Source organism: Thioalkalivibrio sp. ALE23 (genome assembly GCF_000378545.1).
GTDB lineage: Bacteria > Pseudomonadota > Gammaproteobacteria > Ectothiorhodospirales > Ectothiorhodospiraceae > Thioalkalivibrio.
Genome location: NZ_KB900043.1, coordinates 1 through 14,835, shown reverse-complemented (window position 1 = coordinate 14,835; position 14,835 = coordinate 1). Strand labels below are relative to the sequence as shown.

The 14,835-nt window shown below is 62.4% G+C and carries 12 protein-coding genes; all 12 read right to left on the bottom strand.

Translation table 11 applies throughout. The features are described 5' to 3' along the window. Nucleotides 1-483 precede the first annotated feature (483 nt). A complete protein-coding gene (locus F573_RS0112960) occupies nucleotides 484-939 on the bottom strand; it encodes a hypothetical protein (protein ID WP_019022937.1) in 456 nt (151 codons plus the stop codon). Between the two features lie 173 nt (nucleotides 940-1,112). Continuing rightward, nucleotides 1,113-2,249 carry a hypothetical protein gene (locus F573_RS14640; RefSeq protein ID WP_019022936.1) on the bottom strand — a complete coding sequence of 379 codons (1,137 nt, stop codon included), beginning with the start codon at nucleotides 2,247-2,249 and terminating at the stop codon, nucleotides 1,113-1,115. 100 nt (nucleotides 2,250-2,349) lie between these two features. Beyond that, nucleotides 2,350-2,871 carry a hypothetical protein gene (locus F573_RS15105; RefSeq protein ID WP_155986663.1) on the bottom strand — a complete coding sequence of 174 codons (522 nt, stop codon included), beginning with the start codon at nucleotides 2,869-2,871 and terminating at the stop codon, nucleotides 2,350-2,352. 20 nt (nucleotides 2,872-2,891) lie between these two features. Then, entirely contained in the window at nucleotides 2,892-3,794 is a 903-nt protein-coding gene (locus F573_RS14635) for a hypothetical protein (protein ID WP_019022934.1), read from the bottom strand. 155 nt (nucleotides 3,795-3,949) lie between these two features. Continuing rightward, on the bottom strand, nucleotides 3,950-4,405 hold the full coding sequence (locus F573_RS0112940) for a hypothetical protein (RefSeq protein ID WP_019022933.1): 456 nt from the start codon (nucleotides 4,403-4,405) through the stop codon (nucleotides 3,950-3,952). A 575-nt stretch (nucleotides 4,406-4,980) separates the two neighbouring features. Further along, a complete protein-coding gene (locus tag F573_RS0112930; protein WP_019022931.1) occupies nucleotides 4,981-5,427 on the bottom strand; it encodes a hypothetical protein in 447 nt (148 codons plus the stop codon). A 532-nt stretch (nucleotides 5,428-5,959) separates the two neighbouring features. Further along, nucleotides 5,960-6,289 (bottom strand): high-potential iron-sulfur protein, encoded by a 330-nt coding sequence (locus tag F573_RS0112925; RefSeq protein ID WP_026300925.1) that lies wholly within the window; start codon nucleotides 6,287-6,289, stop codon nucleotides 5,960-5,962. Nucleotides 6,290-6,511: 222 nt separating this feature from the next. Beyond that, nucleotides 6,512-6,817 (bottom strand): hypothetical protein, encoded by a 306-nt coding sequence (locus tag F573_RS0112920; protein ID WP_019022929.1) that lies wholly within the window; start codon nucleotides 6,815-6,817, stop codon nucleotides 6,512-6,514. A gap of 235 nt (nucleotides 6,818-7,052) precedes the next feature. Beyond that, nucleotides 7,053-9,824: a phospholipase D-like domain-containing anti-phage protein gene (locus F573_RS0112915; protein WP_019022928.1), complete on the bottom strand. Its 2,772-nt coding sequence runs from the start codon at nucleotides 9,822-9,824 to the stop codon at nucleotides 7,053-7,055. A gap of 3 nt (nucleotides 9,825-9,827) precedes the next feature. Continuing rightward, complete coding sequence (locus tag F573_RS0112910; RefSeq protein ID WP_019022927.1) at nucleotides 9,828-12,842, bottom strand: anti-phage-associated DUF1156 domain-containing protein; 3,015 nt, start codon at nucleotides 12,840-12,842, stop codon at nucleotides 9,828-9,830. A 4-nt stretch (nucleotides 12,843-12,846) separates the two neighbouring features. Next, nucleotides 12,847-13,464: an anti-phage-associated DUF3780 domain-containing protein gene (locus F573_RS0112905; RefSeq protein ID WP_231384423.1), complete on the bottom strand. Its 618-nt coding sequence runs from the start codon at nucleotides 13,462-13,464 to the stop codon at nucleotides 12,847-12,849. Nucleotides 13,465-13,503: 39 nt separating this feature from the next. Further along, nucleotides 13,504-14,835 (bottom strand): FN3 associated domain-containing protein (locus F573_RS0112900; protein WP_019022925.1); only part of this gene is annotated, 1,332 nt, incomplete at its 5' end.

Below are 14,835 nucleotides of genomic sequence, written 5' to 3'. Positions count from 1 at the left end.
GAGCTTCGAGTCGAGCCGGGGGTGGAAGAACTGCCCTACGGGGCAGTGGTTGTAAGGTCGTTCGCGGCCCGGTATTCCGTAGCACGGCTCACCGTGGTGGAAGAACTGCCCTGCGGGGTAGTGGTTGTAGGGCGAGCCCGGTCAGCCGGCGCAGCGTGGACAGATCCTGGGTGTAAGAACTGCCCTTTGGGGGTGGTGGTTGGAAGACGGAAATCGGAAACCGGGTGAGGCCGCCGAACCAAGGTCGAAGAACTACCCTTCGGGGTAGTGGTTGAAATGTCTTCAAGCCCGCGCTGGTTGAGGACCGTCGCATAGTGGTGGAAGAACTGCCCGATAGGGTAGTGGTTGGAACTGGCGTGTTCCGGATCTTCTGGAGGGGCGGCATGAAAGCGAAAGAACGGCCATGCACAGGCAGTGATTAACCGTGTGAATTTTCACACACCGGCGGCTCAGTTGAGCCGCCGGCTTCACCCTTCGGGTCAATCAATCCTCAATACAGCGTTCCTCTACGACCAGGGCAATTTCCTCGCGGAGCGTGCTGCCCCGGTTGGGTTGCGACCAGAACCGTTCGGCCGCGTCGATAACCGCCACCTGCTGGCAGTACGTGAGCGCTTGGAGCTTCGCCAGAAGCGCATCCCCTTCAACCTCCCATTTCTGGTCGAGGCGATCCAGGCTGATGCTGTCGCTGATGCCCAGCTTCAGTGAGCCTTCGATCATCCCGGCACCCTCCTGCATCCAGACGCCATTGAGCGACTCGAAGATCAGGCCCCACTCATTCAGCTGGAAGGCAGGCATCGAACGGCGCACCACCTCCAGGTAGCGATCAACGGCCGTATTGATGGCGCCGCTGGTGGAGCGCATGGGCTCCCCATCGTCACCCGGGTCGTATTGAGACAGCAGCTTCTCGATCGGATCGGAACAGTAAATACTCCGCTTCATCTTTTCCCTCGCATGGTCTTGGCTATCGCGGCCGAGATACTTTCGCTCCAGGTGCCGGCGATAGTCGGATTCGTCCAGATGGGCGCCCTTCAGGGCGCCGCAGTGATTCGGTCTATCGCCCCATCAGGAATACCCCTTGGGTCGGCCCCGGCCAGTACCGGGGCCGAACACGGTCAGGCGACCGTTTTCAGGACGGCCTTCTTCTGTCGACGCAGAGCCCGCAGGATCGCCGCCCTTGCCTCGGGGAGCGGAGCTTTCTGGTATGCCTGATAGACGTCCGCCAGCGGCGCCTCCCCTTTCTCGTACGGCAGGCCTGTCCGGTGGCACCAGGACTGAATGCCGTACTCGCAAGAGCCGGTGTTACGCGCGTCCTGGACGGTCACGGTGATATCGGGGTGGTTCTGTACGATGCCCTCGATGCCGTGATGCTCCAGCGCATTCGCGAGATCAGCATCGGCCTTCTTCAGACCAATCTTGCGCCGAAGGCCCGCCAGCGCCTTTTCCACGGTATCCGCGTGATAGTTGTCGCCGAGGCCGACGGCAATGTACCCACGCCGATGTGCAAGGTCGTATCCCCGGCCCTGATGCAGCCAGACCGCGGCGTACACGGTGATGCCATCCGGGGCGCCTTCGAGACGCTGGGCGTCCAGCGTCAGCATTCCGCCAACGCGGGTCAGACCGGCTCGCGCAACACGCAACCGCCAGTCCCGAGGCACGGTAATCCGGGTATGCGTGACCTTCTTCGGGTACTGGACCCGCTTGTAGTACTTCAAGTCCAGTTCCTCGGACTGACGGACACCGACCTGCGCCGGATCCCGGGTCAGATGAACCGTGTCCACGCCGGCGCCGTTCACACGATAGCCGTCATACAGTTCTTTCAGGACCGAGGCTTCGACCCGTTCATGCAGTCGCGTTTCCAGGTCGCCTTGCGGGAGAGTGACAGCATCCCGGCCGCGAGGGGGCTTGGCCAGCATTCGGCGACCTTCCCGAGGTTGTTTCCGCTTCAACCAGTAAGGATCAATCCGGCACACACCGATCGCCATTTCCGCACGACGCTTATTTCGCTCGCGGCGTTCACGCTCGAGATCCATCGCCGCGGCTTCGACCGCTTCGCGCGCCGCCTTTTTCGATCGCGAGCCATGGATGACCTGCTTGCGCGAACGGATCGACTGGATCCGGTCTTCGCGTTCTTTCTGCGTACCCGGAAGTTCCGGGGACCGGCTCCATTCCAGCGCCAGGCGGAACAGCCGTTTTCCGATGACCGGGGCATGGCGGTCAAAGGGGGTTTCGAGTCGGGTATCGTTCTGCATTTTTCGATCTCCTTCTTCTGGTACGCCGTGGCGGTGAGCCCGGCGATTTCAGTGAAGCCGACATCGTTTGTGCCGGTAGTATTAAGGTAGCACCCGTATCCTACCCCGTCGAATTCTGGCCTTCGGATCCGGATTCCGGGTGAAGCGACTGGCGGTAGCTCATCGCATCGGTAACGGACTCCAGCGACCCATGCAGCGCATGGGCGGCCCGCAGGAGACCCGGTGCATCCGCCGTTTCAAGGGCTTCGGCGGCCTTTTGCCGGACCACCTCCAGATCCTCCGGCGGCACCGGCTCCAATGTGGCATCCGCGGTTACGCGAAAAAGACCAGCCCGGGCGACATCGCCCTGAGTCGCCGAGGTCTCGACGACCACCAGGTCCCCGGCACGGGCATGAAACGATCCCGAATACCGTCCATCCCGTCGCACCGAGACACGGATCCTGGCGTCGACTGAGCCCGGAGTGCCGAACGAAGGTTCGAGCTCGAAACGAAAAGAGGAAGCGGATAGGGCATTCACTGTGAACTCACGCGGCTGGAGCCCGCAAAAGAAAGTTACCTGGCGGGAAAGCCCACCTTCGCTGTCGATTTCCATGACCGAGGCGTTCGATTTGGTATTTGCCATTGCCGAGTCCTCGTGCAGATTCAGTACGGCCAACGCAGATCGGCGTCGAGGCGATCCACGAGATCCGCGAAAGGCTCTCCCCTGACCCACTCACCATCGACCTTGATGTCCATGTCGTACTCATCGATCCAAGCATCCGGATCGTCTTCGAATTCCCGGAGCGCGGAAAGGACCCGGCCGTACCCCTTGTCCTCGATCAACGACCGCAGAACGGACGGCGCCTTGTTTGCGCGCACCCACGCGGTCGAGGCATCGTCGGCCTCACGGTACTGGATCGTCTCGACCGGTTTCGGCCCCAGGCTCTGATCCCAGGTATCGGTGATCCGATAGGCTCCGCAGTGACGGCAGACCTCGGTGACCACCACGCCGCCTCCCTTGCCCCAGACGCCGGGATTTTCCTCAAGCCCACCCAGAAGGTCGTGCGGGCTCTGCCAGTCGTGTTCCGACTCGGTGCATTCCGGTTCTTCAGGGTGGATCGCAACCTCGACGCCATGCGCACCGCCATACGGGTCAATCACAGCCGCAGAAACGTAAGTCGTCTTGCCCCCAGTCGGCCAATCACCATCGCGAAGAAGCTCGCGGGCCTCGTCGATGGCGGACGCGAGATCGGTCGCCTCCAGATCCTCGGTATGCCCCGAATCCTCTCGATACTGGAACAGCGGGCACCCGACCGCCTTGAGAATGGCGTAGCGATAGCCCCGGATATGGTCGGCGATCTCGATGGCGGTTGCGGGCGTTTCGCCCGGCCCCAGGTCGCCACCCCAGTCCGCGATCAGCTCGTCGGCCGTATCGCTGGGGTTATCCAGCGCCTCCAGAGCATCATCACGATCCGGCGCGATATCCGGGTAAACGAAAGCACCGATCAGTGCCGAAAGTGCTTCTTCGCGGGTATTGTGGAGGGTCCCTCGGACTTCGTAGCTCATAGCGGTCTCTCCTGCTGGTGCGCCGTGGCTTTGGCCCGGCGGTTTCAGTGGGTGGTGTTCGATGGTTCCAAGGTAGGATAAGTGTCCTACCCTGTCCATTTCTTCAGATACGCCCCGGCTGGTGGGCCGAACCAGCCGAAGCGCGTCGACGCACATCACCATTCATAAGTGGGGAAGGCTTCCACTTCGTTCCCGTCCCGATCGAACATGACCCACTCGATGCCGCGCTCGTGGAAGCACTGACGGATGGCGTTCATCTGAGGGAAGGTCTGGTTGTCGTCGGAAAGGAACGGCCAAGTCGAGATCAGGAACCCCTCCTCCCGCTCCATGCCGATCAGCGTCCCACGCTTCAGCGCGTAAGGAGCCTTCTGAACCTCGGATTCCGGCAGGTGCGCAGTCGTGATCACCGCCATCAGTTCGGTGTCGAGGTCGTACGGAACGGGCTGTGCCGGCCGGGCGGCCTCACAACGCTCCAGATGCGCCGAGAGGGTCATCTTCGCGTCGGGGCCCATGTCGATTTCAGGGTCCTCGATTTGTCCGGATTCGAGAGCTTCGGCCACGCGGTCGCGGAAACGCTCCAGTTCCCGGAAATAGTCGATCATGCGATTCATGGTGGTTTTTTCTCCTTCCGGCTTCGCGCCGGTTCCGTTGGATTCAGTGCCACCCTACCGAAAATCGGTGGACTGTCTATTTTTAAGGGGGGGGCGAGATTCGGCCTCGATTGCCCCACCCGCCAGCCAAGGGGCACTCAGCGTTCCGGTGAAACAGAGGAAGCTCGATGGACGACGAATCGCGCAATGCATCGAAACCGACGCCCCGGGATGCCCTGGAAGGCATGGCCTGGTGGAATAGCCTGACGCGGGCGGAGCGCCGGCACTGGATGGATCGAGCCGGAAGTGCCCGGCCAGCCGATGCCTGGAGGGCTTACAAGATGGCTCTGCGATCGAGATGAGGGAGATGCGAGACAGAGCATACAGCCCGGTGAGCGACCGCATCGGGTGCGAGCACTACGGCTACGATCCGGGCTCCCCGGGCGCGCAGGACGATTATCGGCGATACATCGAGGCCGGTGCTGTGCTCCGGAAGATCGTGACGGGGACAGGCAGCCGGGACTCGCGCGGTCGCGGAACAACCGAATAGCCGGCACCCGCCAGGATCGCGTGGCGGGTGCCGGTCGGATCGCGGATCAGTGGCCCCGCCAGGCCCAGGATTCCGGCGGTACGCGGAGATCCACGGTCTCGGACGGCAGATCCACCCAGATCAGCAGTGAGCCGTCGGACTGCGGCGCCACCTGTTCGTCGGGCACATCCTCGGCCGTCGGGCCGCCGGGAATCCGGTGGATGGCTTCCGCGGCTTTCCGCAACCAGCGTTCGCCGATCTCGCGGGCGAGCATCACGCGGGAAAGGGTCGTGCTGGGCGTCGCCTCCCGGCCTTCATCACGCATCCGGGCCGTTACGGTCCGCTCGATCGATTCGAGGTCCTTGAACGTCTGGCCTTCCAGGTCCTGGCAGTCCGGCATGGGTCCGCTACCGGGGGTCACACGGTTCAGGATGAAGCGACGCCCCTGCGTCTGGCAGTGGGCGATGGTGAAGTGTTCGCGGGTGCTGTGAACGTGGAGCATGTAATCGGCCATGATCAATTCCTTCCGGTGGTAGTGGCTTCAGAGTCGTCAGCGGTCACGCGACGGGCCACCCTCCCCGTTCCGTTCGAACGGCACCGCCATCCGGGCACGCGCAGGTGGCCCGGGCATCGAGGCTCGAGGGAAGTCGTCAGTGAGGGGTGGCGCAAGGGAGGCACGAGGATCGGGGGTGATCCGGGAGCACGGCACAGCGTTCAGCATGAGGCCTCCTTGCAGTCGATCCGGCGTGACCGGCGTTTGCGGGCCCGGCCACGCCCGCGAGGGGGCATTCTGCCGGGCGGTTCCGTCCGCATCGGACACCGGTACGAACGATGTCCATCGCCTATGCTGCCGGAAACGATCGAAAAAATCACGTCATCGGGGCAAGCCTTCTTCTGGGCGACGTGATGCCACCGGGCGCCCGCGTTCCTCATCGGGCGCACCATGGGGCCATACAGTGGATTCAGGCAGCGGCGCGATCGGCCGCCGCCGAGACAACGAGGAAGACGCCCGCCGGGCAGGCCGACGGGCCATCGCCACCCTGTCGTCAGGTGCGGACGTGCGCGTCACACCAGCCGCCATCGGCGACCAGCACGTTCTGGAAGGCCTGGTGGTGGCAGCCGCCGTACCCTTCCGGTGCGTCAGCCGTGTCGTCCCAGAAGGCGCAGTTGTCACAACGGGCGCCCTCCTGGTACTGCGGGTGATCCGCCGCATCGGCGGCATCGTCCACGTAGTCGTGGGCGTGACCGTCTTCGGCCTTCTCGTCCGCCGCGTACAGGGATTGTGTGCCCACCAGGCTCACCACCGGAATGGCGGCCACCGCGGCGGATGCGCGGCGCAGGAAGGTACGGCGACTGGTGCTGTGGTTGTCGGGCATGAAGCCTCCGCGTTTCGTCAGCAATCGTGATCTCGTTGCAGCGATCTGGAATCACCCGAAAGGACGCCTGATGGTCCTTCCAAGGATCACTATGCGCCCGATTTCCTGAATTGCGGCTTAAAAACGAGAGGGCGCCCTGTCAGTGCAGGGCCGCAATGGAGCATTTCAACGTCACACGAAGAAAAGGCCCGCACGACGGCGGGCCTCCCGGTCGGTGGATCATCAGCGACCGAACGGGCTTCCCGTGTTCGGGCTGTTCTGGCGGAACTCCCCGGCGCCGGGGTTGCTATAGGTTCCGCTGCGCCGGTCGTAACTCCAGGAGTTGCCATCGGAATCGATCCCGTAGCTCCGGTTGCCCTGGTTGGTCGTCTGCCAGCGCGAACCCGTGCGAGGGTTGTACCCGTAGGTGGTGTTGCCGATAGTGTTGTACTGATTGCCCGTCGTGTGGTCGTAAGTCGTTTGTGCCGAGGCCACGCCGGCCCCCAGAAACAGGACTGCACCCAGCAGCCCGATGATCAGTCCTTTCATAGTGACTCTTCCTTTTTCCCGGCGAACATGCGCGGCCGGATTTCGCGCTTCAGACCAGCGTGACAAAATGCCCCATCGAAAGGAAGGGGTAACCGTAATTCAGGATTGGCGTCCCAATACACGCCCGGAAACAGAATCCAGCCGATACTGCGCGATGTTCCCGTTGACGATGGCTTCAGCAACGGTCAATGCGTCCTCGGCCGACACCGTGAACTACTCCCTCGGGTGGACGGTTCTACCACCCCGAACGCATCACTTCCTCGATATCTTGCCGCGATAGAACCTGCACGCAGTCCCGCCATGGGTCGTCCCCGCCTTCAAGCACGCTGTCGTTGTAGCGTAGATCGAACCCGTTGACCTTCTTTCGGTTCTCGATCCGCTTGTCCATCTCCTGCGCCAGCTTCGCTTCATCCTCGATCCACTCGTCCTCGATCGTGTCGGGGAGCGATCCGAATAGGTCGTAGCGATCCTGCATGCGCTCGGAAAGGCGCTCATAGATCGTCGCGTCTACCGTGTCCTGGTAAACCAGGTTCAGCATGTCCACGTTGGCGCGGGTCTGACCGAACCGCTTGATCCGGCCGATTCGCTGTTCCAGCTTCACCGGGTTCCAGGGGAGATCGATGTTGATCAGGGTTCCAAGGGTTTGCAGGTTCAGGCCCTCGCCGGCGGCGTCGGTCGCAACCATCAACCGAATTTCGCGCTCCTTGACCATCCGCTTCAGGTTTTCCCGATCTGCGGTGGAAGACTGTTCCCCACGGAACAGACGGCTCTTGCCGGCGCCGGCATAGAGGCCAACCGGGTCAGAGGGGAACATGGCCGCCACCTGCCGGGCGATCCACTCCGCCGTGTCGTAATACTGCGAGAAGATGATGCAACCGTGTTCGGCCCACCCCTCAACGTCCAGGTAGTACCGAACGGCGGAGACCTTGGGGTCCTCACCACTAAGCTGGTCCACCTGACGGATCAGTTCATGTAGTGCCTCCCGCTCCTCGTCCGTCGGGATGTCGATTTCGCCGGCTTCGTCCTCTTCCAGAAGGTCCTCTTCGACCTCCCCCTCCTGAAGCAGCTTTTCCGCGGTCGAGCGCGCAGCATAAGGGCTGGAACATAGACGCTGGCGCATCAGATTGGTCATGAAACCGGCGGCCTGCTTTCGCCGGCCGTAGGCGGTTCCGAAACGGTTGGCGGCTTCGTAGGCGTTATCGAAGGCATCCCGGGTCCGAAGCGCCTTGCCTTCGAACAGGGCGAAGAATCCGCTTTCATCATCGACACGCTGGGGATCCGGGTGAAGAACCACGCCGACCTTCTGGAGCAGCCCCTTTTCCTCCAGATCCGCGCGTTTGCGCAGCACGACATGGCGAACGATCGGGTTGTGGCGCTGGAAGAACGTCGTGCCCTGCTCCCGGCGCTCCAGTTCATCTTCGATCGTTTCCTGAGTATCGATCTCCAGATCCGCACGCGAGGCATTACGGGGCGGATCGAAGTCCCCTTCACGCATCTCCAGATCCCTGCGGATCTTTTCGTTCATCAACCGATAGCTCGGAAACGGGGAGCTTTCGGTTGGTGGAATGGGAGAACGCAGATAGTTCCAGGCCTCATCAACATCCGTCGGTTGTTCCGCGCCGGTCAGCAGCGGGATTACCCGGTCGGGCTTGTGCCAGGGGCTGAAGTCGTTGCCCAGCACGAAACGACCGCGCCCCTGATGCAGAACACCGAGCTGCCCCCAGAGGTCGGAAATCTCGGTCTGCATGGGGGTCGCGGTACCCAGAAGCACGTTGTCGGCCTGTTGGGCGAATCGTCGGGCGTGTTGCAGGAGCACGTTGGGCTCACCGGCGTCGGGGCCGGCACCCTGACGTTCCCGAGCCTTGTGCGACTCGTCGAGAACCACCGTCTCGAACTCAAGATTCTCCAGGATCTCGCGCTCCTGGGTGGGCTGAGATAGCAGCCCGGTCGAAATGACCCCGATGCGGAACGGACAGCGGGCGATCTGCTCCGCCCCTTTCGGGGAGACGATATGACCCTGGGGATCGATCCATGCTTTGTGGAACGAACTCCACCGTCCGATCGAGACACCCAGCTTGTCGATCAATTCGACCTGCCATTGTTCGGTCAGGGTCGCCGGGGCAAAGATCGCAATGGGCCGGCTCCGTCGGCGCTTCGCCCTGTCCGGGTTCGCGTGGGACTGGAGCGCCAGAACGATGGTGGCGGTCGCCAGCGAAAGGGTTTTGCCGAGGCCAACCTCGTCCGCCAGCAGTAGACGGGCGACCCCGAACCATTCCTTGTGCTTGAGGGCTTCGCTGACGAACGCCCGCTGCCAGGGGCTGAGCGAGAAGCCTTCCTGATACATCGGGGATTCCACGACGGCCGCCGGGCCTACGTCCTCCGGATCCTCGATGTCCTCGATGGCAACCTCGGTCCGTTTGGAGCGTCGGTGGATCTCCTGGAGGACGACGCGCGGGAGGGGGTGGGAACGTTCCCAGAGCCAGTCGAACTCGCTCTGCACCCAGTCCGCCCCCTCATTCGATTCATCGGACCAGAGGATTTCGTAGTTGCCTTTCCACCCCATCCGGGTTTCGTTCATCGAGCCGATGAAGGCGAGGCGGTTGCCGTCCGCGCGTTCGATGACCCCGGCCTTCCCGTGGATCAACCCGCAGACTTCGTTGGGTACCACACGGATGGCATCCGGGTGAGCCTGCAGGAACTCATCCAGCAGACGATAGCGATCCTGGCGTAACAGGGATTCCAGACCGGGATCGTTGTGGAGTCGCCCGAGAAGCGCGGCCTCTCGATTCTTCGCAACCTGGAGGTCGTCACCCGAGACATCCGCGTTGCAGACGATGCGGACCTGGCCGATACGCGCGAGTTGTTCCCCCGCGATTTCGAACAGCGACGAGGTGAAATATCCCGCGATCCGGTCGTACCGCCGCGCGTTTTCAAGTTCGTTCGTCAGGACCGTGGTGTCGATGCGGTCCTGACGGGTCGAGTAGCGTCGGATCGGGCCGCCGGACATGGGTTACCAGCCCTCGTTGCGGATGCGGTTCGCGAAGATTTCGGCCTTCTCCGCTTCCTCCGGGCGACGCTCCGCCAGCATCCGGGAGAGGAACTGAGCGACGGCCATCAGATGCGGCCGCTGCGACAGGTACTGCGCCCCGAGGTTGGACTGCGTTTCCGCCAGAACCGTCTGCGGATCCTTGTCGTCCAGGAGGTCACGCACCGCCAGCAGGACTTCACCCAGCACCGTGCCCGCCAGTTCGCCGTTAAGGAGTTCACGACCACGGAAGTCCTGAGCGCCCTTCAGGCGGGCCTTGTTCGCCGTGGTCGAGGCCATCATCGGCTGGTACTCCACCCGGAACGCCTTGCCGAAGTTCTGGTAGTTGTCCAGCTTGAACACCCCGTCCGCCTCGATTGCCAGCAGGCGTACATAGAAGCGTTCGATCGCGGACAGGTGCTCCCAGGTGTCTTCGTTGATCGCCTTCAGGTCCTCCGCGATCAGGGCGTTGTTGGCGAGTTCCGAAGCGTACTCGGCGATCTCGTCCACCACGTTCTTCTCCCCCTTCTTCCTTGGCTGGAGCGCGAAGGTGTGGACCTCCTTGCCGTCGATCTTCGTGTACGCGGTCAGGACCTTCAGAGCGGCGGCATAACCGGCCATCTGAAGATCGGCATCGCTGAACACGCTGCCGCCGTGCGCCTTCGCCTGATCGTTGAGACGCATCATCTCCGAAATCTGCGCATCCACTTCCTTGCGGATCATCGGGAAGAGCCGACGCTTGAAGGCTTCCCCCGCGCCCTGGCCGCGCTTACGCAGAATCAGGGTGACGGTGCCCTGGACGTGGGCGCCGGAGCGCAGGGCGGTACTCGCCTCGGTGGCGATGTACCAAGCACCGACGACCTGGAGCCCCGCTGCCCAGAAGATCGAGATCATGTCGCCCCAGACGCTCGGGTCCTGGTGGGTGAACATCACGCACTGGAGGCCGTTGTCCGGCATGTTCTCGGCCATGGCGGAGTAGGACTCGACCATTGATCGGCGGAACTCTTCTCCAGCCCCATGAATCGCGAGGGCTCGACGGGAATCCCAATTCCATTCGTTGAACGGAGCGGGCGGGTTCTTGCGGAGCCAAGCGATGAAGAACTCGGTGATTTCGTGGTAGTGGACCGCATCAGCGTACGGCGGGTCGGTAACCCAAAGCTCGCAGTTGTCAGAAAGTTCAGCAGCGGATTTCGTTTCGGACTTCACCCTGTCCGCATGAATTTCTGAGTGTTCGGGCAGTGTGAAGGTAGTGCTGGTTACACTCCACCCGCGAACGCCATAGTTCATGAGCGTATTAAGGGCCTGGTTGGAGAAAACGTTGTTGGTTTTCTCGTACCCGGAGGGGCCCACCCACGGGTTTAGCTTTGAATTGAAGTCGAGTGCTCTAGCCATCCAGACCAGATTATGCGGACCTTTGGCATTTTTTTTCCAAAGAGCGAACTGGAGGATCTGCCTCGGATTAAATAGCTGATGCCAGTACCGCCAGCCGCGCGTGCGGATAAGCTCATCTGTTTTATCGCCGGGCTCGATCGCCATATCCGGAACCAGCCCTTGCTCCTGCCAGTCCGCCAGGTTCTCGGAGACGATCCGCTCGACCTTGCACTCCCGCTCCAGATCAGCGTCCGTGACCGAGGCGAAGTAGGTCTCAGGACGGGCGCGACCAAGAGTGTCCGCCTTCATCCACTGGATGGCGTAAAGGCGCTCATGAAAGATGTCATTCGGCCACGGCATGAAGTCATGCTTTTTCCATTGACGGAGTCGATTGCGGCGAACACCGTTCTCGTCTTGGCAATCCCCTCGTAGGGTGCTGATCGGCGTGGTATATCGTTTGCCGTCCAGTTCGTAAGTCAGGTTTCCATCGCGAACCGTGCCCTGACTTGCCACTTTAATATCAGCATCCGACACCCCAGTGACGACCTCGATGTCGAAACGCTTTGCCTGATGGTTCGGGATCAATTTAGCGATGACCTTCCGCGTCTTGGAGATCACCCAGCTCGGTGCCATCGGCACCCTCCAACCCGTCTCGGGGCACTGCATCTCCAGACAATAGAGGTAGACCTTAGCCCGATCACCGCGCTCGTTGTGCTCGACCCCCAGCTCCGTAATCTCCCGGTCTACGGCCTTGGCCACCTGCTGCTGTTCCGCCTCGATTTCGGAGCGCCGTTGCTCATCTGCCCCGATGATATTGAAAGCACCCCAGGTCAGCATGCAGGCGACTGGGTTGAGGTCCGAGGCGTAGGCATCACACCCGAGCCGGGCCGCCTCGAACGGGATGGAGCCACCGCCGCAGAAGGTGTCACCCACCCGGGGGCGATGCCCGTAACGCAGGATGCCAAGCTGTTCGACCAGTTCTTCGTGGGAATGCGCCTCGATCCCGAAATGCCCGAGGTGCGCGTTCACATCCCGCCAGATGGGTCTATACAGGGTGTCCGGATCGACTTCCTCCGGCCGCTTTGTCAGTGCGACCTTGTCTTCGTAGGTCATGTCGACCATAGCCTTTGCCAGCACCGATGCCTTGGCCCCCGTATCCAGTCCACGCTTCCAGCGAATGCGCAGGCCGGGGTAATCCTCCAGATCGATGGGGAAAGTCACATCTTCGATGTCTTCCTCGTCCAGGACCCGACCGGTGGCCGTGAAGTCGAAGAAGGCCTGGGGGGTTTGCAGAGCGACCGTTTCAGCGACCTCCATAGGACTCAACTTGGGTTCTCGGCGCCCGAAGGCCGCATCGTCCATGGCCATCAGCTTCTCAAAGATTGCCAGATCCGCTTCCACGTCCTCGGTCACTGGCAGGAGACTCGCCAAAACCACGGCTCGCACCATGATCAGCGGCTTGCGCCCCTTCCAGTAGGAACCCAGCGCTGTGAGGGTCTGGCCGGATCCGGCTTTCCTCTCCTTCTGCGCCTCCGCCGACACCTTCTGCGCCGGGAATACCCGCTCGATCAGCGCCGGGGCATCCTTCAGGCTCATGGGTTCCAGGTTCGGGTATTTCGCGTCGGTCATGGCTTTATTCCTTCTCGTCCGTGAACAGGCCCAGATTCGGCTCCGAATCGGGCTTTTTCTTGTTGGTCTGGATGTCGTCGCCGAAGCGGGCATTGCGCACGGTAGCCTCCGGGGTATCGCCGAGGGCATAGCGAAGCGCCATGCGCCAGCCGCGCCCCTTACCCTCGGGGCCACCCACCGTCGCGGCCACCATGTCGAACAGCCACCATCGTTCCTCGGGGCGCAGCGCCAGCCAGTTCCGCAGGGCGTAGCGGGCCTCCTCCGGCCGCATGTCCTCGATGGCCCAGCCGAGCACGCACAGCTCCTTGCCGAGCATCCGATCCACGGGGACCGTACCGACCTTCCACTGCCCGGTGGCGAGGTTGTGGGCTTTCAGACGTTCGTTGAACGCACGCTTCACCGCGGCCTGAATCTCGGTCCAGTTGCGACGGGGAATAACCACCCGGTCCAGCACCTCGTGTCGACGATCCTCCACGGCGACGCCCAGGTCCTCGGTGATGTTCACTGGCTGGTTGTTGCCGCGCGGGACCTCCACGATGAAGTGATGCGGCGCCGTGGTTTTGGGGACGCCGAAGCCAGCGGTTTCCTGCGCGTACTGCTTGGTATTCTTCGTGCGAGGCATTGCATCCACCTGTGTCATTGCAGCGGCCATGGGACCTCCTTACTGGCTGACCTGGTCGGCCTGAAGCTGAAGGCCGGCGATCTCCGCGAAGTGCTTGAGGTCTTCGCCGGTCGCGAACTCCCCGCCACCGTTGCGGATGTTCATCTGCACCGGGGCATCAGGATCGCCGATGGCCTCGCGCAGCGTATTGATGGTCGTTTCGAGGGTCGCCGGGGTGACCGTCCGGGAGTTGAAGCCAACCTCCACCGTGTCTTCACCCTCCCCGATCCGCAGGCGCACCTGCTGCATCTTCACGTCGCGATCCTTGAAGTCCACCAGAACCTTGAACACGGACTCGGTCGTATCAAGACGCACCTTCGAATTCTGCAGGCGAGCCGGTTGATGCGGGTCGATCTCCGGACGACCGCCGGCATCGCTGGCGGGCTGAATCGTGAACTTCTCGGTCTGCTCGGCCGCCCCGGCACAGGCGTAGACCTGAACCAGCACCTGGCCGTCCTCAATCCGGAAGGGCTCGGTGTATTCGACACCCTCCCGAGGGCTGAAACCGCCCGTGGTGTAGTAGAGGGTCGCCCTCGGGGTGGACTGCAGCTCCACGACCCGGTGGTCCGGTTTGCTGTGGACCTCGTGGCGGATCTTGATCTGGGCTTTCCAGAGGAAGGCATCCCCGGTCTCGTGCTCGCCGTCCGGGTCCACCGCCAGGAAGTACAGGGTCGGCTCGGTGGTCCGGAAAGCCTCCAGATCATCGACCACCGGATCCCGCTCCGACACGCCGGGATCGGTGCTGTAGTGAACCCGTGGGGTATTCCCCGCGTTTTTTGGGCTGATCGTCAGCTCCAGTTCGCCGGTTTTCTCGTCCGTGGCGCGGGTGGTCACGCTGACGCTGGTTTTTTCCTTGGCGAACGGCCCCTTCTCGATGTAGCCGTCCGCGCCTTCACGCCAGATGCCCCGGGACAGGGCGCTGGTCTTCACCTGATCCAGACCCTTGCTGCCGGGGAGCCACGGCCAGTCCGGCTTCGCGACCGCTCGCATGCGGATGTCCTTCCACGGCTCGCGTTTCTGCCCCTCTCGCCAGAGCATGGATTCCGCCATGGAGATCATGGCATCCATTTCGCTTTCCAGGTCCTCGATCAGCTTCTCGTCGCACCGGGTCGAGGACAGGTACTTCTCGATCTGCGCTTCCGGGGACTGGTCGTTCTTACCGAACTTCAGGCCATTGTCGATCGTGGCCGCCTCCAGCGTGCCTTCGGCACCGGGGTAATACAGCCGGTTGAAGACGCTCTGGATGCTCTGGATGAAGCCTTCTTCCGTGGTTTCGTGCAGCTCCTTCGCTTCCCGGACCTGCGCCTCGTTGGCGGATTGCCCGACTTCGGA

Bases quoted from the DNA above. Each gene is read 5' to 3' on its own strand.
- F573_RS0112960 (WP_019022937.1), bottom strand. From the start codon at position 939: ATGAAGCGGAGTATTTACTGTTCCGATCCGATCGAGAAGCTGCTGTCT.
- F573_RS14640 (WP_019022936.1), bottom strand. From the start codon at position 2,249: ATGCAGAACGATACCCGACTCGAAACCCCCTTTGACCGCCATGCCCCG.
- F573_RS15105 (WP_155986663.1), bottom strand. From the start codon at position 2,871: ATGGCAAATACCAAATCGAACGCCTCGGTCATGGAAATCGACAGCGAA.
- F573_RS14635 (WP_019022934.1), bottom strand. From the start codon at position 3,794: ATGAGCTACGAAGTCCGAGGGACCCTCCACAATACCCGCGAAGAAGCA.
- F573_RS0112940 (WP_019022933.1), bottom strand. From the start codon at position 4,405: ATGAATCGCATGATCGACTATTTCCGGGAACTGGAGCGTTTCCGCGAC.
- F573_RS0112930 (WP_019022931.1), bottom strand. From the start codon at position 5,427: ATGGCCGATTACATGCTCCACGTTCACAGCACCCGCGAACACTTCACC.
- F573_RS0112925 (WP_026300925.1), bottom strand. From the start codon at position 6,289: ATGCCCGACAACCACAGCACCAGTCGCCGTACCTTCCTGCGCCGCGCA.
- F573_RS0112920 (WP_019022929.1), bottom strand. From the start codon at position 6,817: ATGAAAGGACTGATCATCGGGCTGCTGGGTGCAGTCCTGTTTCTGGGG.
- F573_RS0112915 (WP_019022928.1), bottom strand. From the start codon at position 9,824: ATGTCCGGCGGCCCGATCCGACGCTACTCGACCCGTCAGGACCGCATC.
- F573_RS0112910 (WP_019022927.1), bottom strand. From the start codon at position 12,842: ATGACCGACGCGAAATACCCGAACCTGGAACCCATGAGCCTGAAGGAT.
- F573_RS0112905 (WP_231384423.1), bottom strand. From the start codon at position 13,464: ATGCCTCGCACGAAGAATACCAAGCAGTACGCGCAGGAAACCGCTGGC.